Raw genomic sequence first — 25,299 nt, 5'->3', positions numbered from 1 at the left:
CTAAGAAAGTGAACTCTTAAGAATGAGGGAGATAGCGGAAGGTAATCATACTATGTAGGAAGGAAATCCGAGATGGAAAGCGAATAGTCATGGACAAGAAGTAATTATTAGCGAGGATGTAACTATGATATGTCAAATGATATACCACAATGGGAATTGTCTAAATACTAAAAGACCTTATGCCCGTTCGTGTAAATTATGTATAGAGAGTTGTCCGCATCAAGCTATCTCAGAGTATCGAGAGCTAGATACTAAACAATGCACAGAATGCGGAGTTTGTATGGCTGTTTGCCCGAGTGGCGGTTTTGTAGATCATTCAATTGACAAGCTCCATAATTATCTGTCAGAGTCAGAAAGAATCGTTTTAAACTGCCCAAGGGCGGTCCCTCAGGGTTTTGAGATTCCGTGCTTAGGGATACTGGATCGAGACAGTTGGATGACTCTGATGTTGCTGGCTAAGGAAAAAACAGCAACTATTATAACGGGAGTTTGCTCAGACTGTGAGGATCGACAGGCATGTGCATCCAGTGTTGAGATCTTTAAACAGGTTCATGCCGACTGGCCGGATCATCCTGCTGTCCATATTAAAGTACGACCTGATCAAGGGCTTGCTGAGAAACCAGTGCTTACTGAAGTTAGCGGACGCAGGATCGTTACTAAAAAGGATTCTAAATTGGGCTGGCGGCAAAAAAGTCGGGAGAAAATCGAGGAATGGTTGCCAAGCATGGCGGCGGATGAATCCTATCAAATTCCAAAAACTCGTCAGTGGCTCCTCGAAGCCTTTGAGGCTTCGGCAGAGGAAAAGATCCCTTTTCATGCTTTAGCTGTAGTTGCTGATTCATGTACCAGTTGTGGTGTTTGTGCGGCAATTTGTCCCCAAGAAGCCTTGCAAAAGCGAGAAGAAAGGAACTCAGACACTGGTGAGGAAGATCAGACAAAAGAGGAGCAGATCACATCCATGCGGCTTATTTTTGAACCCCAGAAGTGCGTTCAATGTCACCGTTGTGTGGAAACCTGTCGGTCAAAAGCTCTGACATTTAGTTTTAAGCCCTTATCTCATCGGTTAATTACTGGAAAAATATTAGTCCACGAAGGCTGTCCCAAGTATTGTAACCAATGTGGAAAACGTATTTTTGATAAAGGAGAATTATGCTTAGTCTGTGCCACCAGTGATCCTGCCAACAGAGGATTCTTCTCCCTCTAGTTGTACGTTAAGCATGGTGTCCGCCACATCCGCAATGAGCGCTATGTTCGTGTGCTTTTTTCTTGGGTTCACGCAAAACTTGGTCAGTTAGATGGGTTACATGAGAAATAGGTTGTTGTTGAATATCTTTAGCTAAGCTTATAATTTCTTGGATTTCTGCTTTAGATAAACCTGCATTTGTTCCCTCGGTAATTGCTAGACGGAGTGCTGCCAGGGCATTACAGGCAACTGCAGCAGAAATTTGTGCTAAAATGATAGAACGTTGGTCAAGACTCATTAAACATTCCTCCCAAACTAATTTTATATGTAAGCTATTCTCAATCTTAGCACAGAATAGTTTCTGGGGCAAAAAACAAGCTAATCCTTAACGGATGTCTACCCTGAATCCGTAAAGGACTAGAAGGCCGATAACATAACTATTGACTCAATTAAGCCGCTAATATGAAGCTGAGTCAATGAAAGAAAGGAATTAAGATGAACGAGTATCAAGTTATAGTAGTAGGTGGCGGGGCTGCAGGCATGATGGCTGCCGGACAAGCTGCAAGAGGAGGTGCAAAGGTTCTTTTACTTGAAAAGAAGGAACGTTTAGGCCGGAAAATTGCAATTTCAGGTAAGGGACGCTGTAACATAACTAATGTTGAAAATGTGTCTGATTTTATTAGCCATTATCCTGGAAATGGACGCTTTTTACACGGCATTTTGCGGGATTTTGATAATGTGGCCTTGAGAGAATTTTTCGCCAGTTATGGAGTTGAGACAAAAGTTGAACGAGGAGGACGAGTTTTTCCTGTCTCCGATGATGCTGAAAAAATCGTTGATGCCTTAGTGACGTTTCTCAAGAATAAAGGAGTCACTATAAAATCGGGAATTGCAGTGGAAGAAGTTTTGGTTGAGAATGGACAGGTAATAGGGGTGCGAGGGAATGGACAAAGGTATCTGGCTCCTAGGGTGCTCATTTGTACCGGCGGATCTTCCTATCCCGCGACTGGGTCAAACGGGGACGGATTCCGGTTTGCTCGAAAACTGGGTCACAGTGTGATTACCCCTCGACCTGCGTTGGTTCCTCTCAAGACAGCTGAAGACTGGGTAAAAGAGCTTCAGGGACTTGCCCTGAGAAATGTTGAAGCATCATTATGGATTGGGGGCAAGAAGCAGATTGCTGAGTTTGGGGAAATGCTGTTTACACACTTTGGAGTATCCGGTCCCATTATTTTGACGTTGAGTCGTCAAGCGGGGGATGCCCTTCGTGAAGGAAAGCAAGTCGAACTTCGGATTAATCTTAAACCAGCCCTTTCAGCAGAACAGTTAGATCTCCGAGTTCAACGGGATTTTCAAAAGTATAGTAATAAGCAGTCTAAAAATGCCCTGGATGATCTTCTACCCCAAAGCTTGATTCCAGTTCTAATCCGTCTCAGCGGGATAAATCCAGAAGGGGTTGTTCATCAAATCAGCCGTGAAGAGCGCAAGTCCTTGGTTAAATTATTACAAGGATTACCCCTCACCATCACAGACACTCTCTCCATAGAGACAGCGATTGTAACGGCAGGGGGAATTAGTGTCAAAGAAATAAATCCTAAAACCATGGCCTCAAAATGTGTTGAAGGACTTTATTGGGCTGGTGAGGTTGTAGATGTTGACGGCATAACAGGTGGATATAACCTTCAAGCTGCTTTTGCCATGGGGTACAGAGCTGGTCAAGCAGCAGGGAATGTTGTCAGTTAATGGTCTGATTAATACGCTTTCTGCATAGACTCTTTTCGAGGTGATGTTCGTGCGTCGAAGAGGAAGTTTATTAGAGTGGTTGTGGAACATAGTTCAGCGAGGAGAACGACGGATTATCAGGGTTATGGTTTTGGCATCAGTTTTACTTTTATTAATGCAGTTAAGTGCGGTAAGGGATCCACTTGATTTTTATATGACAGTAGCGGCCAAGGTGGAAGCTCCTCCTATGGAACTGCCTGCACTCGCCAATGCTGAGCGTGAAGGAGTGGCTAAGACATGGCAGATAACTTTAAAAGCTACACCAGCAGCTCCAATTCGTGTGGTTCAAAATGGTACGGTAATTGCTGATTTGGCAAAAGGAGAACAACAAATTGCGGTTCAATCCGGGCAAATTCAGTTGGATGGGATAGGGGTTGCTCAGACCATAAGAGTTCAGGTCATTAAAAAAGATGCTCGGTTACTTGAACCCCGTCATAACCAGATCATGATATTACAAGGTAATATCATGAACTTTACTGTGAAGCCCTAGTGTTGCAAAGCGCTCTTCGTAGTACTATAATTATTGGTAATTATTGTTTTGTTATATTCTCATTTATTAGATGAGAAAAGGAGGGTAGTATGGCAGGACGGTATAAAGGTTAACTTTAATAAAGTTTGCAAATTAGAATTGCATAAGTGAAGAATGGTGGGATGGTTTTATAAGAAAACTAAGACACTGAAAGGTGTCTTTTTCTACCATTTATACTGCTGTTTAATATTTAATAAGTACTGATAAGAGAGGAAGAACGCTTAGATGACACAGAGCAAAAAAATTGCGCTTGCTGCGTTAAAGATGGCTATGACAGAAAGCAGAGAAGAAGAGGTCCATTTAAAAGAGTCCTATCTCAGAAATGGTGTTAAGACAGCCGCTGTCGATTATGGTGGCGAGTACATCGCTTCGGTTCGTAAGATTGTAGAACGAGCTATAGTAGCCGCTAAACGCGAAGGGGCAATTCAAGAGACACATGGGGATGAAGGAGCAGTAGCTGGTGCAACTCGTGAAGCCTTAAGTCAGATAATGAATAAAGCAATGGGCTTAAATATTGGTGGGAAAATTGGAATTGCTCGTCAGAATGATCATTTAAGTGTTGCAGTATTTTTTGGAATAGGACTCTTACATTTAGATGAAGTGGCAGTAGGATTGGGACATCGCGTTGCTCCCAAGGAATAGGGGGAGAAGATGGTGCGAGGAATACGAGGTGCGACAACCGTTGATCGCAATGATCCAGAGGAGATACGGGAAGCAACCCAAGAACTTCTAACAATGATTCTCAACGAAAATTCACTTTGCACAGAAGACTTGGTTAGTGCGATTTTCACGGTTACACCGGATTTAAATGCTGATTTTCCGGCATCAAGTGCAAGAGCAATAGGCTGGCAGTTAGTACCGCTTCTATGTTCGACGGAAATTCCGGTACCTGATGCACTTCCATATTGCATTCGGGTACTTTTACATGCAAATACTGACTGTAGCCAAAAGGAAATTCGGCATATTTTTTTGCGCAATGCGGTAAATTTACGTAAAGATCTTGTAGTAGATATTGATAGTTAGATAATCAAGGGATTAATTAAGCTGTAACTTTAATAAGGAAGTAGGGGAGCGCGGTGAATCTAATCGCTCGACGGAAGAATGAACAACAAGAAACCACTACGGTTCGAGTGGGAGATGTTATCATCGGGGGCCCTCAGTTGGTCGTTATTGCTGGTCCTTGTGCTATTGAAAGTTATGAGCAGTTATTGAGTACAGCCTTGGAAGTGCAACGTCTTGGAGCCACAATGCTTAGAGGCGGAGCCTATAAACCAAGAACTTCTCCCTATTCTTTTCGTGGTAAAGGGATAGGCGGCTTGGAAATGTTATCCCAAATTAAGGCACTAACCGGACTGCCGGTAGTTACAGAGGTTATGGATGCTCGTGACATCGAGCGGGTTGGGGAAGTCGCTGATATGTTTCAGATTGGATCCCGCAATATGCAAAATTATACCCTGCTAACTGAAGTCGGGAAAACCAAGCATCCAGTTTTACTAAAACGTGGTTTGGCTTCAACCTTAGAAGAATGGATTTATGCTGCAGAGTATATCATGGCAGAAGGGAACGATCAGGTGGTTTTATGTGAACGAGGGATTAGGACGTTTGAGACGTATACCCGCAACACAGTAGATATCGCTGCAATTCCTGCCTTAAAGGAATTAACGCACCTCCCTGTCTTTTTAGATCCCAGCCACGGTACAGGTAAATGGTCACTGGTCAGCCCGGTAGCTTTAGCTGGAATAGCCGCGGGTGCTGACGGCTTAATGATTGAAGTTCACCCTCAACCGGAGCTTGCTTTAAGCGACGGTGATCAATCTTTAAATTTCGAACATTTTGCGGAACTCATGGGAAGGGTAAGACCTGTGGCTGAAGCTGTGGGACGGGAATTATTTTCGGAATGACAGAGTTCTGGGGATTGGATAAATGGCATTGAGAAGAGGCTGTCCGAAAACTCAGCCTCCAAAATCCTAAATGGTTACAACAATCAAAAAGCGTCCTCTTTTCACTATCAGAGTGGAGCGAGGACGCTTGTGTTTTGTCGTTATTATTACCCAGAATTGCTCTCTCAAATTTGTTAAACATTGATAATTTTCGATTGTTATATTAATCCAATAAGTTAGGCAAATAAGTAACAATTTGAGGAAAGGCAATCAGAAGTATAGTAACAATTGCGGCGGCACCTATAAATGGCCAAACTCCCCGGAAAACGGTTCCCAGAGGTACGTCTTTTGCTACCCCTCTAATAACATAGGCATTGATCCCGACAGGCGGGGTTATTACTCCGATTGCCACTGTCATACAGATGATGACCCCAAACCAGATGGGGTCGTAACCCAAAGTATCCACGACGATTGGGTAAAAAATCGGTATTGTCAGTAAAATTAGCGGAATCATCTCGACAAGTGCACCCAAACCCATATAAATAAACAGAATAATCAGCATGATAAAGAAACGTGGAAGAACTAAACCGCTGACCCATTCAGCCATTTCAGAAGGAAGTCGACTGATACCTAAAAAACGGGTGAAGATGACTGCTCCGGCTACCATAAATAAAATCATGGCTGTTGTGTTGGTGGTATCCTTTAGAGCGTGGTTGAATCTTTCCCAATTCATCGTCCGACCAATTAATGTAACAAGGCACACACCTGCCGCGCCTACAGCTCCCGCTTCTGTCGGCGTAAAAAGCCCTATAAAAAGACCCCCAATAGAAATGACGAAGACAGCTATGATTTCTATTAAACCATCGCGCAGTGCAATTAAAATTTCTCGTCCAGTGGCTCTTGGCCCTCCAGAGGATGGACACAAAGCAGGATTTAGTTTAGTCACTATATAAATAGTAATCATATAAGCAATCATCAGCATAATACCCGGAGTAATGCCAGCGATGAACAACTTGGAAATCGATTGTTCGGTAGATACTCCGTAGATCACAAAAATAGTACTTGGGGGAATTAAAATACCCAGCGCGCCTCCTGCAGCCACACTGGCAGTGGCGAGTGAATCATTGTATTGGTACTTCTTCATTTCTGGAAGAGCGATAGAACCGATGGTCGCCGTGGTAGCCGTACTGGAACCGCAAACTGCTCCGAAAATAGCACAGGCTACCTGACTTGCCATAGCTAATCCACCACCTAGGTGTCCCACTGTAGCATGGGCAAACTTAAAAAGTCGAGTACCTACTCCAGAGTAATACGATAAATAACCCATTAAAACAAACATTGGAATCACGCTCAGAGAGTAGCTGGCAAAAGAGGTATAAAATTCGGAAGCCAGCATACGGAAGGCTGCTTCAGGAGTCACCAAATAACTAAAACCTACTAAACCTACAAGCCCCATGGAGATTGCGATAGGCATCCTTAATACTAACAAAACTAAGAAGGCGAGAATGCCAACAAATCCTGTCATGGTTGGACTCATCTCTGCACCCCCTTTCTAAGGCTGTCAGCCATAGATCCTAAAGTTACGAGAGCGTATGCCAACAAACCAAAAGCAACCACATAGATAAACATATAATAGGGCGTTTTAGTCGTCATAGAGACTTGTCCGCTAAGCTTCATGTCGTTGGCGTAAAGGATAATTCTCCAAAAAGATAGGCTCAGAAAAACCATAGACAATAGATCGATCACTATCTGTAGCCAATGCTGTACCTTTATGGGAAATTTATCGGTAAATAATTCTAAAAAAATATGGCCGCTTTGTGCTCCACAATAGGCGAGAGAAAGACCTATAACCATCGCAGCCAAGAATTCTGTCCACTCAATTGTACCAGGTATGTTAATTCCAAAAAAGCGTGTTATGACATTGGTAACGCCCAGTACCATTATAGCTACTACAAGCGCCCTTGCAATGAGGTCAAGGATATGACTGAATTTTACGGCAAATTTGCTTACTACTCCCATTTTGTCACCACCCTTAAGTATTAAAGAAATAAGATTAAACGAGGGCTAAGTGCCTAAATTGCATTGAAAACTTCTCTGGCACTTGAAGCCCTCGTCATCATAGTACTAATATTTCTTATTATTTTTATCAACTATCTCTTTAACAGCAGTTAAGATTTTTTCTCCTTCTAAGCCTTTACCGTTTAATGTCGTAATATAATTAGTTTGCAGAGGTTTAAGAAGGTCCAGCCATTTTGCGGTTTCAGATTCGGAGAGGGTTATTATTTCAACCTTCTTTTTGTCCTGTGTATATTTCACGCCCGCCGCATTAATTTTGTCCCACATACCTGGGACAACTCCGCCATAATAGCCTTCAGTAGCCTCAGCGATTTGTTTCTGGACATCAGCGGGGATAGAATTCCACTTATCCAAATTCATAGTAACGAAGAAAGCTTGATTGTAAATGAAAGGTGTCTGAGTAATATAATCACCAGTAACATCACCTAATTTAAAACCCTTTAATAATTCCCCCGCAGAAAGTCCACCTTTCATGATACCTTTTTGCAATGCCTCATACCATTCGGGCATTGGCATTGTGACCGGTGTAGCGCCTAATAATTTAAGCGCATCACCTACTAGGCCTGTACTCGCACCAATTTGTAGCCCTTGTATATCTTTTAATTCTCGATAAGGAGCCTTTGACATCAAATTACCTGGTCCAGAGGCCCAACTAAAGAGGTGATGAGTATCTTGCAACTCTTTAGGATTGAGAGTTTTGATCCCTTCCATAAGCGAATAACTCGCTGACATGGAATTCTTATTAAGAATACCTGGCAATAAAAAAGTTTCAACGACCGGAAAACGTCCTCTGGTGTAGGCGTAAGCGGACATACCGATATCAGAGACACCCTTAACAACACCCTCATAGGTTTCTGCAGATTTCAAAAGCGTTTCAGCAGGATAACTCGTAACTTTAACCCGGCCATTCGTTGCTTTGTCCACAGCTTTTATCCAACCCTGAGTGATTTCGGTTTCAACGGGGTGGGTAGCAGGAAAAAAGGAGGCCAGTTTTAATTCTATCGGCTTCGTTGTCTCAGCAGCGTTGCCGCCAGAACTTGCAGGACTTGAACCGCATCCCGCTGTGCTTAATACTAAACTTATGGCTAATATGAAAATGAATAATCTCGAATTAGAAGAAATAGTTCGTTTTTTCGCAAACATATGATACATCTTCCTTTCGTTATAAAGCGTTAGTGCAGTGTCTGACCGTTGGAAAACTTTGCGTAAGTAATTTATTTTTTGTTGTCAGTCCACCCCCTTTGATAAAAAGTATCTAATTGCAAAAATTATGCCATATAATTTAGAATATAAATAATTTTCTGTGAATTATCAATACGATGACTTGAATGGCATCTTTTAGTTGTCAACGGATATGAAACAATTAAAGTTACCACAACCAAAGAGGAATTGCACGATATCTTCAATCTAAATTGGTGCGGCAACACACCATTTGGAGAGACATAACACCGAAACTATTTTATAAGTCCAAAATTGCAAAAAATATCTCTCTATCTGTAATGGAGCAGGATTAAGCAATCTTACTACAATGCGGATAGAGAGACTTTTTAGCTGATAGAGTTTAAGCAACATCATTAAATCAAAGTGAAACATCCATCGATAATCAGATCACACCCTGATGTATAGGAAGCTGAGTCTGAAAGCAGATATATAACTGCGCCAGCTAGTTCTTCCGGAGTTCCCATGCGTTTATAGGGCGTTGAATTTATCCAGCTGTCCTGAAACTCTTGAGGAACATTGCGTGTCAACTCTGTAAAAATATATCCGGGACTGATACAGTTTACTCGTATTCCTTTGCTGCACCATTCCACTGCGAGGGACTTTGTCAAATGTACTACACCTGCTTTGGATGTATTATAGGATGCCGTCTTTTGCGGAGAATTAATTATTGTTCCTGACATAGAAGCGGTATTAACAATTGCGCCTTTTTTATCATGAGCAACCAAATATTTCGCAAATGCTTGTGAAACAAAGAAAACGCCATTTAAATTTATGTTTATAACTTTAAGCCAGTCATCGGGTTTTACGTCTAAGGCTGCTTTTGGCAGAGCAATTCCGGCATTGTTAAAAAGTAAATCTAAAGTGCCCATTTCGGCAGCTGCCTTTTCAATTGCCTGAGCTACGATTTCCGGATTGGTAACGTCTACACATACCGCCATAGTTTTACAATTGTATTCTTTTGCAATAGAATCAGCAGTGGCCTTAGCTTTTTCTTCTTGCATGTCAAAAATAACAATATCAGCACCAACGGCTGCAATATGTTCAGCAACTATTTTTCCGATTCCTTGTGCTCCACCTGTTACAATGACTACTTTACCTTCAAGTGAAAACAACTTTTTCAACATATTCATATTTCTGTCTCCTTTTTTAATACTGACCAATATCCATTTTTTTATCATAATGCTAAATAATGGAGGTGTGTTTGGGTTAATAATAGCATGTAAATACTAAAAAAAGAAGCCTAAATAATCAGAAAATTCTCTTGAATAAATGTTATGTTAGGTTAGGTTAATAAGACAAGGGCTATCATGATCTTTAGTGCGCTCCCTTCAGTATTTTAACTAAGCTCCTTTCCCAAAGGGTAATGACTGATATCTCATATCATAATTATAAGCAAAATATGGGCCAAATATTTTTATTTATCCGGATGTTGGGCTAAGAGTCGTTTATTATATCCCAAAGGGCAGGAAAAGACTGCTAACGGATAATTAGCTTTAACTGAAGGACCTCTAAAGAATTAGCAAGAAATTAATGAGTGGTGTAACAGTGCACTGAATTGGTGTAGGATTGCACCGCCAATTATAAACACCCCTGACTAACATCTTTTGATCATGAATAGATTTTGTATTCCTTTTTGATTCCATATTTTGTAGCTTTACGCATTACATTTGAGTGGTCAAGACCTAAAGCCTCGGCTGCTTTTCTAATTGAGGGGTAACAATTGAAAGCCATAATGATCAGCTCCTTTTCCAACATCTCTTTAGCTTGTTGAATCGGTAAGATCTCATTTACTGTAATTGGAGAATTAACCTTGTTCTTAAATTTAGACAACTGTGTGAGGACATGCATGGGTTGAACTAAATCTTCCTCTGTGACGACTAACAGTCTCTCGATTACATTTTGAAGTTCACGCACATTACCAGGCCAACCATAGGATTCTAAGATAGAAATAGCCTTGGGATCAAAATGTTTTTCAACACCATATTTTTCGTTATACAGGTGGATAAAGTGCATAGTCAGAGGCAGAATATCCTCTTTTCTCTCCCGCAGGGGAGGGACCTCTATTGGTAAAACGTATAAGCGATAAAAGAGGTCTTCTCTAAACACTCCTTCCTGCACTCTTTCCCAGATGTTGCAGTTGGTGGCAGCAATAATACGGACATTTAGTTTTATTGGGCTGATGCCACCGAGACGATAGACCTCTTGCTCTTGTAGTACACGTAAGAGTTTAACCTGCAAATTCGCTGACAAATCTCCGATTTCGTCAAGCAAAAGTGTGCCAAGGTTGGCAAGTTCAAACATACCAGGCTTTCCTTGAGGATTCGCCCCGGTAAAAGCTCCTGCTTCGTAGCCAAATAGTTCTGATTCTAAGAGGGTTTCTGGAATAGCTCCACAGTTTATTTGGATAAATCTTCCTGAAGAGGCTCGGGTGCTTGTGTTATGAATGACTCGGGATAATACTTCTTTTCCTACGCCTGATTCTCCTAAAAGCAAAACAGTGGAGTCTGTTCGGGCAGTACGAATTGCCAAGTTAAAGAGCTTCAGCATCTCGGGGCTTTTCACTATAATTTTATCCTTCCGGAGTTGCTCTATCATCAATTCCGGCAGTTCGGTCTGATGGGTTGCCAGGAATTTGGATTGGCTTAGTTCATCACCTAATCGTGAGACTGCCGTGTCTATTAGTGGGCGCGGCAGAATGTATTGTCTTTCTTGATAGGAATACTTGGAAGCGGAGGTGGCAGACTCACCCATCGAAGACTCTATGCTCAACTCCAGTTGAACGAGGTCGCTAAGTTTATGCAGTTCAGAGATATCTTGGATATTGCTTACAACTCTCGAAACCTTCCCCTCATTGTCAAAAATCGGATAGCTGGTAACCAGTACTTGCTTGCCGGTAGGACTAATATTCTGAACACTGGTGATAGTTCGTCCTTCGCGAAGGGCTTTAGCGGTTATGGATTCATACTCGAAAATGCCTTTTTCGAATAAGTCGTTAATATGCTGGCCGATAAAGTGTGAGGCGTCCAAGCCGGTTAAGCGCGCATGGGCCTGATTAAATCTCATACCTCGCCCTTCGTGATCGCAAATTGCTATTCCGTCAAAAGAGGATTCGATAATGGTATCTAATTCCAGGTTTAGTTGCTTCACTGAAGCTTGTTCAAATAGTTCTTGGCTGTGTTGACTTTGATTGACCAGCTTATTGCTTAAGTAGCTAATTAGTGTCTTTGTCATAATTATTCCAACAAAGTTGCCCTGAGCATCTTCCGCTGGGAACCAAGAATTATTCTCCAGTAAAGCATCTTCTAGTTCCATGCCTTCTTTGTAAATAATGATGTCTGTCTGCATAGCATCCTTCACAAGAACTGCACCCTTGTGAATCTTTTTCTGGGCTGATGCCAAATTGAGAATGCCAACTATTTTTTTATTTTGCACTACTGGAGCAGAAATGAGTTCATGAGCAATCATACTATCCACTGTCTTGGCTAAGGGCTGATCAGGGTCAAACTGCACCAGACTGGGTCTAGCTAATTTAATAAGTTTCATAAGCCGCTGCTCCTTAATTTTTAGATTAGTATATATATTCATTATATTTCTATATTTCAATAAAATAAAGTCTAATTTACTGGTTGTTCGATTAATAGTTTATGCCAGAGCTAAAGTCTAAGCTTCAAAAAATAATGCCCTTAACTATTCCCTGTGGAATGTTAAGGGCATTAAAAATCAGAACCCTAAAGACCTAACATCTCTTTGAAAATTCGGGTTTTGGTCCGGCTCATTGGAATCTTGCTGCGCACATCGTCATCGACCACAATGTTATAAGTTCCATTAAAATATGGAATCAGTTCCTGCATGCGTCGAATGTTAACTAAATAACAACGATGGGAGCGGAAAAAAAGAGTAGAGTTTAAACGTAATTCCAACTCGCGTAAAGTAAAGCGAGTCAGGTAAGCGTCCTTTTGAGTTTTAATGTAGACATTCTCTTTATCGGTATAGATAAAGATGATATCATTTGGGTGTAATAGAATTATTTTATCTCTTTGTTCAACAGGTACAACTTCCAAAGGCTTAGGATGTATAACTGCTTCACTCTTATCGGAGAGCAGTGGAGTATTCTTTGATGCATTTAGGTTGTCTTTTAACTGGCGTACTTTCATTAGCGCTTCTTCTAGGCGCACAGGGTGAATGGGTTTCAGAAGATAGTCTACCGCATTTACGGCAAAGGCAAATGCGGATGCGTACTCTTCTTGAGCGGTAGTCAAGATGATTGTGGGTGAATCGAGCTTTTCTCGCAATAGATCAGTCAGATCAGTCCCATTTAGGCCTAGCATAGCAATGTCTAAAAAGATTAGAGAGTAATCCAGGTTGTAGATTAACTCTAGAGCTTCCAAAGCATTTGCGGCTTCCCCAACAACCTGCACATCCTCAAAGAGCTCGAGTAAATAGCGAAGTTCTTTACGTGCGGAGCACTCGTCATCGACCAGTAGGACACGAAGTTTCAAGCTAATCCCTCTTTTCTTGGCATATCGGGAAGTATAATTTTGTAGTGAGCTTTCATCATCCATTAGCCGTTGTATTCGCGCAATCGTTTGGAGTAGATTATTCGATTAATAATTTCTGACAATTTAAATATTCAGATAATATTTTATGCAAATATCATCACATGTAATGTCCTTCCTTGTCAAGAAAATATTTTTTGGAAATAGGATTCTCAAAGCTTCGAAAAACACTTACGGTAAAGAATTTGCAGAATATTGTCAAAATATACTTTGATATAAGTCATATAGTGGGTGATATCGTAATAATGCGGATATTTTTCTAAATAAACTCGGGAAATTGCTGCTTTGTCTGTTGTTAATTGACTGATAATCTTAGCACAGATATAATTAAGAAAACCCTAATAACTTTTATGACTTATTCGGTTCATAAAGGGTTGTCGTAAAAGACAGAATATTCACCGATTTTCATTACAGTTTGTCCCAAAAGGGGTATGAAAGGGTGAAAGGCTTTGTTTTCAGCAACACTAATAGAAATATTGGAAACTGGGATGCTGTCATGAGATGGGTAGAAGAGGTCATGACCCCTCTATCGGTTTGTCTGAGCGATACTAATTCTTGTTTAGAGGCATTGCAAAGACTTAGCGAAATTAACTCTTCCGGTTGTCCTGTAGTGGATAAAGCAGGGGAGTTACTGGGAATAGTCACAATGAAGGTGCTTATCGAGAGAACGATCCATAATGACCGTTCACCTGCAGAGGTGAGTTGTCTAGAAGCAGTGGAACGCAACCCTGTGGTTATTAAGCCTTCTCTTCGTTTAGCAGAGGCCTGGGCTTGCCAATTTGATTTGGCAGTAGTAATTGAAGAGGATGGGCAGGTCGTTGGAGTTTTAAGCCGAGCTGATCTGGCTGTGGCTTTATATCAAGAAGCCGAATTTCAAGTTAAAGAACTTGAAGCGATATTAAACTCTGCGCATAATGGAATTGTAGTTATCAATAGCGATGGCAGGATAACTTCATTTAATAATAGGGCAGTCCAACTATTTACCGAAGTTTCACGTGAAGCTATTGGCCGCCATGTCTTAGATGTAGTGCCGATTGGTCTAATGGAGACATTGGAAACGGGAAAATCGGAGTATTCCCAAGAGTTTCGAGTGGGGCAGAGGACATATATCATGAATAGGGCTCCAGTAATTCAAGAAGGACAGATAACAGGGGCTGTCGGTGTATTTCAAGATATTTCCGAAATTAAATCGTTATCGCAAGAATTGGCCGCAGTTAAGGAACTTAACAGTGAACTTAATTCAATTATACAGTCCTCCACGGATGGTTTATGCGTCACCGATTCGGCTGGTATTGTCCGCAGAATTAATCGAATATTTCAAAAAGTGAGTCTGGGCAACGCGCAGGATTTGATTGGAAGAGGAATCCAAGAAATTGAAGAGGCTGTCTATGGTCATCCGTTGTTTGACTTAGTTTTGCAACGTAAGCAACCCGTTACCATTATAGACAATAAAAATAATCGCAGTCTGCTTGTCTCCGGTAATCCTGTTTTTGATGAGGACGGAAAGCTTTTACAGGTTGTAATAAACTTAAGAGATATGACCTTTCTTAATCAAATGCAACAGGAGTTGATTGATGCCAAGCGAATAAGAGAAAATTGTCAGGAGCTGTCTGAATCGCGAGATCATTTGGAAACTGGGGGGATGATTGGCACTGGTCCTGAGATGATACGGGTATTCGAATTAATTAGGCGGGTAGCTAAGGTTGAGTCTACCGTGCTTTTATTTGGAGAATCAGGTGTTGGCAAGGAAGGTATCGGGAAACTCCTTCATACTCAGAGCAACCGAGCCGAAGGCCCTTTTATAAAACTTAATTGCGGGGCCATTCCAGAGCAATTATTAGAATCAGAACTTTTCGGATATGAGCAGGGAGCGTTTACGGGGGCCCGTCGAGAAGGTAAGATCGGTATGTTTGAGCTGGCTCATAATGGAACGCTTTTACTCGATGAAATTGGTGATTTTCCCCTTAATCTTCAGCCCAAGCTTTTAAGAGTTCTGCAAGAACGGGAGATTGTTCCTATTGGCGGCGCAATGCCGCGTCAAATAAATGTTAGAATCTTGGCGGCAACCCATAAAGACCTTGAAGAGATGATCAGGGCGGGCCAATTTAGAGAGGATCTGTACTTTCGATTGAATGTGGTTCCGATTTCGATTCCGCCTTTGCGACAACGGCATGAGGATATCATTCCTCTTCTTAATCATTTTCGAGATAAATTTAGTAAGAAGTACGGCTTTAAGCGAGAATTCTCGCCAGAGGTAATTGAGGCTTTTCTGGAGTATGACTGGCCAGGTAATGTACGGGAGCTGGAGAATATGGTTGAGCGATTAATGGTTGTTTCGGCAGGAGATTTGATACAGGTATCTCAGTTGCCAATTTCTTTTAAATCCAGTTCCAGCAAATCAGCAAGAGTATCAGTCAATTCCTTAATGCCACTGAAAGAGGCTGTAGATGAAGTAGAGCGTCAACTTATTGACAAGGCCTTAGAGAAATTTGGAAGCACTTATAAGGCCGCCGCTGCCTTAGGAGTTAATCAGTCTACAGTAGTCAGAAGAATGGCTCGTTTTCGGCGGACCGACGCAGAGTCGCCTGCTTAGCATTAGAATATTTGCGTAACCATGATTGAAATTAAATTTAATTTTCTAGGAAAACCGAGTCATACTTGCATTATTTCGATGCAGATATGACTCGGTCCAAGCTGTGATCTAATAGTCTTTTTATAGAGAATGATAGATAACACTGCAATTTTGCAGTGTTATCTATCATTCTCTTATTTTAATTATTTTAAAAATGCTGATCTTAAACCGTTGGGCGTTGGCTTTTGACAATTCGACTCTAGATTCCGACTGGTCGATAATAAAATGGGGCGAGAGTGTGAAAAATTGGCATTACACTTGCAATAGACTTTGCGTTAAGTGAATTATCTAAATATTTTAAAAAAACAAAAAAGAAGGAGATGGTTGCGAAATTCTTAGGAAAATCTGCAGAGCTGTATAATTTTCAACTGAATTTTGCAGTTAGTTAAATGTATCTAAAACATATAACAAAAATTCTGAGTGCACGTGCTACACCAAACAACAGACGTGATTACTTAGCTCCAGAATCTATAGGTGTATTCCAATTTTAAACTCAGCAGATAATATGGTCCACATTTTGGGTGGGGTTAACCTTCGGGCGGATGGAAGAAATATAAAAACATACCTAAATAGAGGGGTTGTAAAATGAGGTACGCAGAGACAGGGTATAATTTAGAAATTGATTTATCTCGAGGAAGCATTGAGAGGGTAGAAACTGACCCCCGGTTAACAGAACTCCATCTGGGGGGGCAGGGTACTGCCGCGAAGATAATATGGGATAGGGTTCCTCCGGAAACTGACCCTTTTTCTCCCGATAATCTAATAATATTCAGCAGCGGTCTTTTAAATTGCACACCCGTTCCCGGTGCCAATCGTTGCATTGTTAATACTATTAGTCCACAGACAAACCTGTTTGTTAATTCAATGTTAGGTGGATATTTTGGAACGGAAATGAAATATGCTGGTTACGACAGAATAATCATTCGGGGGAAGTCCCCTAATCTGGTTTATTTGTGGATAAATAATGACAAAGTAGAAATTCGTGATGCCTCGCATTTGCAGGGTAAAGGTGCTATGGAAACACAAGGAATCCTTCAAGCTGAGTTGGATGCCAGTGCCCAAGTGGCCGCTATCGGCTTAGCTGGTGAGAACAGGGTTTATGGGGCCAGCATCGAACACGCCAGCTCTGCTGCAGCTCGTATGGCAGGTGTGATTATGGGGGATAAAAGGTTAAAGGCGATAGCTATACGTGGTACAAAGGACATCAATGTTGCCCATCCGACTGAACTTTGGGGGCTGTGCGAGCCCAAATATAAGTCCATTGCTGATGATCCGGAGAATGGAGATCCGATGCGTTTGGATCCCTCTAACGATGCCTGGCACATGGAAAATTTCGCTTGGGGCAATGCACGGGAGCGACGGAGAGGTTATTTTACCAAAGATGTTTACAACGACGATGTAACGACTACTGATAAAGCGCGGCTGCGCTGGGTTGGTTGCTATAACTGCCCGAAGATGTGCAAGCAAATGCTTGAACTGGAAGATGGGAGGAAATTCTTCACAAAATGCTTCAATAGGCTTATCTATATGATGGCGGCCTACGTGGAAGATTTTGGCTTTAGTTACGAGATGTTGAGTAGAACCACACAGTACGGAATGGATGGATTCGCAACGCCGCAACTTCTGGCCTTCGCTGTTGAACTTTACGAAGCGGGCATTCTTACTAATGAGGATCTGCCAGATTTCCCGACTGATAACGCGGAAAGATTCTTCTATCTGCTTGATATAACTGTTCGACGTGAAGGTATGGTTGGTGATGCTTTAGCCGATGGCGTTTATTGGGCGGCTCGTAAGATTGGCAGGGGCGCAGAAAAATTTGACCATAATACCACTAAAAAAGTGGAGCAGGTGCCACTTAAGCTGGGAAAAGTAAATTTCCCCTATTATCTAATGTATGCCACCGGTGAGAAGATGTCTATCACCCAGATTGAAGGGTCGTACCCCCAAGCACCGGAGCCTGATTTGGAAAAGAGAAAAAAACTTGTAGAAGGTTGGGAAGCTGCTCCGGAGAGGTTCAAGAAATGGTTCTTAGCCTGGGAACCGCGTGTCGATCCTACAATTGAAGAGTCTGTAAATATTACTGATTGGAACGAAATGATGCATTATGTTGATGACTCCATCGGGACATGCGCTTGGTTGTCCTCCTTTAGAGGCCAATTCGGTTGCAGGCCTGCGTATCATATGTATAATTTACCGGAATTCATCTCCTATGCCAGTGGAATTGAGCTGGATCCAGACAAACTATGGAAAATAGCTACGAGAAACCGAACTTTGGTCAGAGCCATTAATAACCGAAGAGGCTTAAGAAGAATTGATGAGGCTCCGCCTGCCGATCACTGGAAAATTAGAGAACCTGAGAAGGAAAAAGCATATCTTGATGGGTATTATGCTTTCAAGGGCTGGACCCATGAGGGGATTCCTACCAAAGAGACCCTGGAAAAATTAGGCCTGGATTACGTGAGTGAAGACTTCATCCGGAGGGGGATCTTGACAAGCGACGGAGGTGAGATCCGTGAAGGGTGAAAAGAAAAAAGTTAAATTAATCAAAGTTGATCTTGACAAATGCATTGCATGTCGTGCTTGTGAGTTGGCCTGTTCAGCATTTCACGCCAAGCCGAAATACAGTAGCATCAATCCGGCTAGGTCTCGGATTCGGTTGGTAATGGATGTACTGAATGATGAGTATGTGCCGATACGTGCCACTGAATATACCAAATCTGAATGTGTCGGCAGACAGATTTTTACGATCAACGAAAAGGAATACAGTGAGTGCAGCTTCTGCGGAGCTTCTTGCCCATCACGGGACTTATTTAGAGAACCTGATTCGGGTCTTCCTTTGAAATGCGATATGTGTGAAGATGAGTCAGGTCATGAGCCAAAGTGTGTAAAGGTGTGCACTGTTGGAGCCCTGGTTTATGAAGAATACGAAGAAGAAGTCAATGAGGAAGTTAAAGAAAAAGAGAAGCAGATCGCGCTGGAAATGGGATTGAAATCATTGCTAGACAAATATGGAGCTCAGAGACTATTGGATAGCTTTGTCCGAATGTCCCAGAAGGGCTAAAGCATTAATGGGAAAGGAGGGATTATAAATAGTGGAGACAGTAGCTCCCTTCAAAGAGGCAATAGATGAAATCAAAGAGAGCGGTGCAGACGCCGTCAAATACTGCTATCAATGCGGAAAATGCGATACTGTTTGTCCCTGGAACAGGGTTAGAACCTTCAGTATGCGCAAGCTGATCCGAGAGGCAACCTTCGGTTTGACAGAAATAGAAAATGAAGAGATCTGGCGTTGTACTACCTGTGGAAAATGCCATCAGAGATGCCCCAGGGACGTAAAGCAGATCAATAACATGATTGCCTTGCGCAGGTTTGCTACGGGATATGGTGTTTTCCCTGAGGCTGTTAAGCCTGTCCGCGCCGCAAGTGCAGGCCTTTTTGCAGAAGGAAATCCCTTCGGTGAAGCGCGAAGCAAGAGGGCAGAATGGGCAGAGGGTCTTTCAATAAAACCATTCACTGAAGGCATGGAAGTCTTGTATTTCCCGGGCTGCTACTTAAGCTATGACTCAAGATTAAAGAAGGTAGCCAGGGCCACAGTCAATATCCTTAATAAGGCAGGGGTGGATTTCGGGATACTGGGTACTCAGGAGAATTGCTGTGGAGAAAGCATCCGCAAGACCGGCAATGAGGAATTATTCAAACGCATGGCCAGAGAAAACATCAAAACGTTTATCGATAACGGTGTCAAAAAGATTCTTGTTTCCTCCCCTCATTGCTATCACACTTTCAAGAATGAGTATCCAGAATTCAATGTGAACTTTGAGGTGATTCATATATCCCAGTATTTGTTCGAGCTTATAAATGAGGGAAGACTCCAGATCAGCAAGGAGTATGCGAAAAAAGTTACGTATCATGACCCATGTTACCTGGGACGGCATAATGGCATCTATGACGAACCGCGAGGGGTCTTAAAGAAGATACCTGGTTTGATATTAAACGAGATGGAGGAGTCGCGGGAAGATAGTATGTGTTGTGGAATGGGCGGGGGCAGGATTTGGATGGAAACTCAAAAGTCCGACAGATTCGCCAATCTTAGATTGGATCAAGCTATTGGCGTTGGTGCTGAGGTACTGGTTACTTCCTGCCCCTATTGCATCACCAATTTTGAAGATAGCAGGTTAGTCCTGAATTATGATGACGTCATACAGGTTAAGGACATCACGGAGATTCTCCAGGAAATTATTTAGAGGACGGAGAAGCTAAGCATGCAAAAGGAAATTGGCGTATCATATATGAAAAATGTGGCAGTGGAAATAGTCGGTGATCGCTTTTCGGAAGAGGGCTGGGGCAGGACCTCAGTTCACGTGCCAAGCGAGATGGGACTCACAATCTATGTGAATCACCAGGAACTGGTCACCATCCAGTGTACTCCAACTAAGATGGAGTGTCTTGTCCTTGGATTCCTGTACGGAGAGGGAATCATCTCAGGTATCGGCGACGTGGTGATAATGAAGATGTGTGAAGTGGAATCAATGGTCGATGTGAGGCTGATTAACCCCGAGTTCGAATTGCCAACTCAGCGGACACTCACCTCAGGGTGCGGTGGAGGTTCAGTTTTCAAAACGTACGGACAGAAGGTTGAATCGGGTCTTGTTGTGACACCAACGGAAGTGTTGTCTCTAATGAAGCAATTTCAAGAGAAGATGGATCTGTACCGGCTTAGTGGCGGTGTGCACACTTCAGCTTTGTCCGATACTGGGAATCTGCTGGTAGTGGCCGAGGATATCGGACGGCATAACACTTTGGACAAGATCCATGGCGAATGTCTAGAGAGGGCACTATCAACCCGGGACCGATTGTTGCTGACCACTGGTCGAGTTTCGTCGGAGATGTTGCTTAAGGCCGCAAAGATGCAGGTCCCGGTTGTTGTTTCGCGTCATTCGCCGACGGGGAGGGCCGTTTCACTTGCTTCCGATCTAGGCATTGCTCTAATTGGTCATGCACGCGGAAACCGCCTGTTGGTGTATTCGCACCCGGAGCGGCTTGACTGCTCTGCAAACTAGGTGCGGTTGGCTGATCCGGTACTTGGACAGTATGCGCACATAAAACCTGAAGAGGTGATAAAAAGTGGAACAAGAACTATTGCTAAAAGAACAAATTCAACAACTTTGTAATCGTGCTGGAAACAATAATTTTGGAGACGTAATGGTTGTTGGTGGAGGGATCAGCGGTATTCAAGCCTCCCTTGATCTTGCTGCTGCCGGTTATAAAGTTTACTTGGTTGACAAAGCGCCGAGTATTGGTGGTCATATGGCCCAGCTTGACAAGACCTTTCCAACCAATGACTGCTCCAGTTGAATACTCAACCCCAAACTGGTCGAGGTCGACCGGCAGCCGAATATTGAGGTCCTAACCTACACTGAAGTTGACAGTGTAGACGGGGAAGCAGGAAACTTCAAAGTAACCCTGATTAAAAAGCCTAAATACGTTGACGAGAGCAAATGCACGGGGTGTAAAGCCTGTGTAGAATACTGCCCGGTTAAGTACCCTGATCAATTTAATCAGGAAATATCTCAGAATAAAGCCATTCATATATATTTTACTCAAGCAATTCCGCTTGCCACTTATATTGATGAAAGTTGCCTTTACCTTAAAGAAAAGAAATGTACTATTTGCCAAGCAATCTGTAAGGCTGACGCCATAGATTTTAATCAAACGGAGGAGAAGGTAGAAGTCAATGTAGGGGCCATCGTTCTGGCTCTGGGGTTTGAGCCATTTGACCCCATGCTCCGGAATGACTATGGCTACGGGAAGTTTAAGAACGTTGTATCCAGTCTTGATTATGAACGGATATTAAGTCCTTCCGGGGCATACGAAGGGGAGATACTGCGAGCTTCCGACAAAAAGCATCCCCATAAAATAGCTTGGATTCAATGTGTCGGGTCCAGACAAGTTAACCCGGCAGGCGGAAATAGCTATTGTTCAGCCGTATGTTGCTCGTATGCCCAGAAACAGGTGATTCTCACCAAAGAGCATGACGCAGAGGCCGAGTGTACCATATTCCATAACGATGTTCGTTCCCATAACAAGGATTTAGAGCGATATTTCCAAAAAGCAGAGCAACTTCCCGGGGTTCGATTTATTAGAAGCTACGTATCAATAGGAAAAGAGATCCCGGAAAGCAAGAATGTAACGATTAGATATTCAACACCGGATGATGGAGTAAAAGAAGAAGAATTCGATATGGTGGTATTATCCATAGGCTTGAATCCCCCTGCTAATTATCAGGCTCTGGCCGATAAGTTCGGCATCGAGCTCAATTCCCACGGATTCTGTAAAACAAGTCTTTCCAATCCTATGGAGGCCAGCAAGCCTGGGGTCTTTGTCAGCGGATCCTTCCAGGGTCCTACAGATATTCCTGAGTCGGTTTATACCGCCAGCGGGGCTGGCTCGCAATGTGGTGAACTTCTTGACTACAGAAGAGGGAAGCTGTCCAAAGAAAGGATCTATCCGCCGGAAAGGGATGTATCCCTAGAGGAACCAAAGGTAGGCGTCTTTGTATGTCATTGCGGGGCTAATATCTCAAGGGTAGTAAATGTACCTTCCGCCGTCGAATATGCCTTGACCTTACCTAATGTTGTCTACGCCCAGGAACAGCTATTTTCATGTGCCACTAATTCTGCCAAAGAAATTGCAGACATGGCCAAGGAAAAAGGGCTCAATCGATTGGTTATCGCTGCCTGCTCCATCAGGACCCTTGAACCGTTATTCAGGGACACCCTTCGGGAGGCGGGAATTAATCAATATTATTTAGATATGGCTAATATCAGAGAACATTGCTCCTGGGTCCACTCGAAGGAAAAGGAAGAGGCCACCCATAAGGCAAAGGATCTAATCCGGATGTCTGTAGCCCGGTCTAGCCAGTTGAAACCTTTGCAGGAATTTGCGCTGAACGTCAATAAGACGGCTTTAGTGGTCGGAGGAGGCGTAGCCGGCCTGACCAGTGCTCTGAGCGTGGCTAACCAAGGACATGAAGTTTACCTGGTGGAAAAGGATACCGACTTGGGGGGAATGGCGCGCAGAATCCATTACACCTTAGAAGGGTTGGATGTTCAAGAATATTTGCACGATGTGATTCGCCGGGTTTATCAGCACCCCTTAATCCGTGTCTATACCGAGGCTGCCATCACTGAGACGGGCGGTTTTGTGGGAAATTTCATTACCAAGGTGAAGGCTCAAGGAAGAGTCACCGAGATAAAGCATGGGGCAACCATTCTTGCTACAGGTGCTGAAGTATACCAACCCATCGAGTACCTTTATGGAAAAGATGATAGGGTAATAACCCACTTGGAGTTAGAAGAGCAAATCGTCAAAAGGGAAGAAAGCCTGCTTAAGACTCGGAGTCTAGTGATGATTCAATGCGTAGGCTGCAGAAATGAAGACCGAAACTACTGTAGTAGGATATGTTGCAGCGAGTCTATTAAAAACGCTCTAAAACTCAAAGAGCTAAACACCCAGATGGATATCTACATTTTGTTTAGGGATATGAGGACCTATGGGTTAAAAGAGGATTATTACCGAGAAGCGGCTGGTAAGGATGTGAGGTTCATCCGCTATGAGGCGCAGGATCAACCTCAGGTAGAAGAAGCTGTTGACGAGGATGGTCGGAATGTCTTAAGAATTAGTGTGACCGATCTTATTTTAGGCAAGAAGCTTGAAATTGATGCTGATAAACTCGCTTTGGCAGTCGCTGTTATTCCGTCAGCGGGAAGTCAGGAGGCTGTTGACCTATTCAAGGTAACTACCAATCAAGATGGGTTTTTCAAAGAGGCTCATGTCAAACTAAGGCCTGTTGAGTTTGCTGTCGATGGCGTTTATCTTTGCGGAATGGCTCACTATCCAAAGCATATTGCGGAAACGATTAGTCAGTCTTATGCAGCTGCAGGCCGGGCCTTAACCCTGCTCTCACGTGATTCAGTGGTAGCCTCAGGCGCTGTTGCAGAGGTGAATGGGAATGACTGCATTTCCTGCGGGGCTTGTATCACGGCGTGTTCGTATGGTGCCATCGAGTTCGTTATGACACCACAAGGCAGAAAAGCTGGGGTTAATCCTCCTCTATGCAAGGGAGATGGTCTTTGTAACACCGTATGTCCGACAGGGGCTATTCAACTTAAGAATTTTACTGATGAGCAGATATTGAGCCAAATCGATGCAGCGGTTGCAGGCTTGTAGATGTTCGCTATGCACAAAGACAGGATTACTAAGTAAGGCGGTGAGAAAAGCATGAGTACTGGACTTAAATTTAAACCGAAAATATTAGGTTTTGTCTGCCAATCGTGAGCATACGGGGCTGCAGACCTAGCTGGCGTGTCCAGACTACAATATACACCTGAGAGCAGGGTTATTCGTGTCATGTGTACTGGCAGAGTTGACCTGTCATTTGTATTAAGGGCTTTTTCCAATGGAATGGATGGAGTGTTTCTGGGCGGTTGTAAATACAATGATTGTAATTATGGTACCCAAGGAAATTATCATGCGCTAAACATGGTACTCCTATGTAAGAAAATAATGGAGCACATCGGCCTGAACCCGGACAGATTAAGGATCGAAACGATGTCTTCAGCTGATGGAAACTTGTTTGCTGAAATTATGACTGACTTTGGCAAACAGGTGAAGGAGTTAGGCCCTCTCGGCAAAGGGGAAGGAATCGACGACTTGGTCTTAAAGTCTAGAATACAAGCAGCTGCCGATATCGTCCCCTACATTAGACTGGTGGAAAGAGAAAGAATGAGAATACCCGTCCAATCGCAGGAAGTGTATCATAATTTTTTCAGCAGTGACGAGTTCGCCAAATTGTTTAAGGAAACAGTTATCGAGAAATTGGTAGACAGCCAAATTATTTCCCTCTTGCGAGAAGGACCCCAGACAACCGGAGAGATCGCTAAGGTTTTAGACCTGACCCCATCTGAAGTATCAAGACACCTGAATAGTTCGTCAAGGCAAGGATTAGTTAGGTATGAGGAAGGCCGGAAGTGCTTTGCCCTGGCCTAAGGTGAAAGAGCAGACCGTGGATTAGGGGAAGGAGGTCAGGACAAAGAAGTTATGGATAACGATGCAATTGATAAGATTTTAGATCAATATCAGGGCCAAGCCGGTTCTCTGATTCGAGCCATGATGGAGATTCAGGAAGAGGAACATTGGCTTCCCAGAGAAGTATTAGCGAAGATCAGTGTAACATTGGGGGTACCCTTTAGTCGGGTTCTGCGAATCGCTTCCTATTATAAAACCTTCAGTTTGACTCCCAAAGGACGTCATGAAATTCAAATTTGTACGGGCACCGCCTGTCATATTCGGGGTGCGCAAGAGGTTCTCGATGCGGTGGAAGAACTGACCGGAATTAAACCTGGCGAAACGGATTTGGATCAGAAGTTCAGCTTGGAGAC

General features: G+C 43.0%; 21 protein-coding genes. 14 read left to right on the top strand and 7 right to left on the bottom strand.

Translation table 11 applies throughout. The annotated features are described in order from the left end of the window. The first annotated feature begins 124 nt into the window (after nucleotides 1–124). The gene (locus tag BUB11_RS13310; RefSeq protein ID WP_073030256.1) at nucleotides 125–1,204 is read left to right on the top strand and encodes a 4Fe-4S binding protein; all 1,080 of its coding nucleotides are present in this window, start codon (nucleotides 125–127) and stop codon (nucleotides 1,202–1,204) included. Nucleotides 1,205–1,211: 7 nt separating this feature from the next. Here BUB11_RS13310 and BUB11_RS13305 read toward each other — a convergent pair whose 3' ends face one another. Beyond that, the gene (locus BUB11_RS13305; protein ID WP_073030255.1) at nucleotides 1,212–1,481 is read right to left on the bottom strand and encodes a hypothetical protein; all 270 of its coding nucleotides are present in this window, start codon (nucleotides 1,479–1,481) and stop codon (nucleotides 1,212–1,214) included. Between the two features lie 197 nt (nucleotides 1,482–1,678). On the opposite strand from BUB11_RS13305, the gene BUB11_RS13300 reads away from it, so the two are divergent. The 5 genes from BUB11_RS13300 to aroF all read left to right on the top strand — a co-directional run bounded on the left by BUB11_RS13300 (nucleotide 1,679) and on the right by aroF (nucleotide 5,395). Continuing rightward, nucleotides 1,679–2,926, top strand: coding sequence for a BaiN/RdsA family NAD(P)/FAD-dependent oxidoreductase (locus BUB11_RS13300; RefSeq protein WP_073030254.1), 1,248 nt, complete (start codon nucleotides 1,679–1,681; stop codon nucleotides 2,924–2,926). Between the two features lie 49 nt (nucleotides 2,927–2,975). Next, nucleotides 2,976–3,455 (top strand): hypothetical protein, encoded by a 480-nt coding sequence (locus BUB11_RS13295; protein ID WP_073030253.1) that lies wholly within the window; start codon nucleotides 2,976–2,978, stop codon nucleotides 3,453–3,455. A 264-nt stretch (nucleotides 3,456–3,719) separates the two neighbouring features. Further along, nucleotides 3,720–4,136, top strand: a complete 417-nt coding sequence (locus tag BUB11_RS13290; RefSeq protein WP_073030252.1) for a HutP family protein — start codon at nucleotides 3,720–3,722, stop codon at nucleotides 4,134–4,136. A 9-nt stretch (nucleotides 4,137–4,145) separates the two neighbouring features. After that, nucleotides 4,146–4,517 carry a chorismate mutase gene (gene aroH / locus BUB11_RS13285; RefSeq protein ID WP_073030251.1) on the top strand — a complete coding sequence of 124 codons (372 nt, stop codon included), beginning with the start codon at nucleotides 4,146–4,148 and terminating at the stop codon, nucleotides 4,515–4,517. A gap of 53 nt (nucleotides 4,518–4,570) precedes the next feature. Beyond that, a complete protein-coding gene (gene aroF / locus BUB11_RS13280; protein WP_073030250.1) occupies nucleotides 4,571–5,395 on the top strand; it encodes a 3-deoxy-7-phosphoheptulonate synthase in 825 nt (274 codons plus the stop codon). A 202-nt stretch (nucleotides 5,396–5,597) separates the two neighbouring features. On the opposite strand, the gene BUB11_RS13275 is transcribed toward aroF, so the two are convergent. The 6 genes from BUB11_RS13275 to BUB11_RS13250 form a co-directional block, all read right to left on the bottom strand. Beyond that, nucleotides 5,598–6,911 (bottom strand): TRAP transporter large permease, encoded by a 1,314-nt coding sequence (locus tag BUB11_RS13275; protein ID WP_073030249.1) that lies wholly within the window; start codon nucleotides 6,909–6,911, stop codon nucleotides 5,598–5,600. Then, nucleotides 6,908–7,393: a TRAP transporter small permease gene (locus BUB11_RS13270; RefSeq protein WP_073030248.1), complete on the bottom strand. Its 486-nt coding sequence runs from the start codon at nucleotides 7,391–7,393 to the stop codon at nucleotides 6,908–6,910. Before BUB11_RS13270 ends, BUB11_RS13275 begins: the two co-directional genes overlap by 4 nt. Before the next feature lie 105 nt (nucleotides 7,394–7,498). Continuing rightward, entirely contained in the window at nucleotides 7,499–8,593 is a 1,095-nt protein-coding gene (locus tag BUB11_RS13265) for a TRAP transporter substrate-binding protein (RefSeq protein WP_073030247.1), read from the bottom strand. 431 nt (nucleotides 8,594–9,024) lie between these two features. After that, nucleotides 9,025–9,801, bottom strand: coding sequence for a glucose 1-dehydrogenase (locus BUB11_RS13260; protein ID WP_073030246.1), 777 nt, complete (start codon nucleotides 9,799–9,801; stop codon nucleotides 9,025–9,027). A gap of 478 nt (nucleotides 9,802–10,279) precedes the next feature. Beyond that, complete coding sequence (locus BUB11_RS13255; RefSeq protein ID WP_073030245.1) at nucleotides 10,280–12,214, bottom strand: sigma 54-interacting transcriptional regulator; 1,935 nt, start codon at nucleotides 12,212–12,214, stop codon at nucleotides 10,280–10,282. 185 nt (nucleotides 12,215–12,399) lie between these two features. Further along, a complete protein-coding gene (locus BUB11_RS13250; RefSeq protein WP_073030244.1) occupies nucleotides 12,400–13,170 on the bottom strand; it encodes a LytR/AlgR family response regulator transcription factor in 771 nt (256 codons plus the stop codon). Nucleotides 13,171–13,666: 496 nt separating this feature from the next. On the opposite strand from BUB11_RS13250, the gene BUB11_RS13245 reads away from it, so the two are divergent. The 8 genes from BUB11_RS13245 to BUB11_RS13205 all read left to right on the top strand — a co-directional run. Further along, nucleotides 13,667–15,820, top strand: a complete 2,154-nt coding sequence (locus tag BUB11_RS13245; RefSeq protein ID WP_084110284.1) for a sigma-54-dependent Fis family transcriptional regulator — start codon at nucleotides 13,667–13,669, stop codon at nucleotides 15,818–15,820. A 624-nt stretch (nucleotides 15,821–16,444) separates the two neighbouring features. Continuing rightward, a complete protein-coding gene (locus BUB11_RS13240) occupies nucleotides 16,445–18,382 on the top strand; it encodes an aldehyde ferredoxin oxidoreductase N-terminal domain-containing protein (RefSeq protein WP_073030243.1) in 1,938 nt (645 codons plus the stop codon). Further along, nucleotides 18,372–18,920 carry a 4Fe-4S dicluster domain-containing protein gene (locus BUB11_RS13235; protein ID WP_073030242.1) on the top strand — a complete coding sequence of 183 codons (549 nt, stop codon included), beginning with the start codon at nucleotides 18,372–18,374 and terminating at the stop codon, nucleotides 18,918–18,920. Before BUB11_RS13240 ends, BUB11_RS13235 begins: the two co-directional genes overlap by 11 nt. Nucleotides 18,921–18,951: 31 nt before the next feature. Continuing rightward, nucleotides 18,952–20,103, top strand: a complete 1,152-nt coding sequence (locus tag BUB11_RS13230) for a (Fe-S)-binding protein (RefSeq protein WP_073030241.1) — start codon at nucleotides 18,952–18,954, stop codon at nucleotides 20,101–20,103. 18 nt (nucleotides 20,104–20,121) lie between these two features. Then, complete coding sequence (gene fdhD / locus BUB11_RS13225) at nucleotides 20,122–20,919, top strand: formate dehydrogenase accessory sulfurtransferase FdhD (RefSeq protein ID WP_073030240.1); 798 nt, start codon at nucleotides 20,122–20,124, stop codon at nucleotides 20,917–20,919. A gap of 64 nt (nucleotides 20,920–20,983) precedes the next feature. Further along, on the top strand, nucleotides 20,984–24,088 hold the full coding sequence (locus tag BUB11_RS13215) for an FAD-dependent oxidoreductase (protein ID WP_486598918.1): 3,105 nt from the start codon (nucleotides 20,984–20,986) through the stop codon (nucleotides 24,086–24,088). A 51-nt stretch (nucleotides 24,089–24,139) separates the two neighbouring features. Next, nucleotides 24,140–24,907: a hydrogenase iron-sulfur subunit gene (locus tag BUB11_RS13210; RefSeq protein ID WP_084110283.1), complete on the top strand. Its 768-nt coding sequence runs from the start codon at nucleotides 24,140–24,142 to the stop codon at nucleotides 24,905–24,907. A 51-nt stretch (nucleotides 24,908–24,958) separates the two neighbouring features. Beyond that, the coding region (locus BUB11_RS13205; RefSeq protein ID WP_073030238.1) for a complex I 24 kDa subunit family protein at nucleotides 24,959–25,299 on the top strand (341 nt) is incomplete at its 3' end.

The sequence above is a fragment of the Desulfosporosinus lacus DSM 15449 genome (genome assembly GCF_900129935.1).
Classification (GTDB): Bacteria; Bacillota; Desulfitobacteriia; order Desulfitobacteriales; family Desulfitobacteriaceae; genus Desulfosporosinus; species Desulfosporosinus lacus.
Note: the sequence above shows the minus strand (reverse complement) of the source record. Positions and strands in the feature narration are given on the sequence as shown.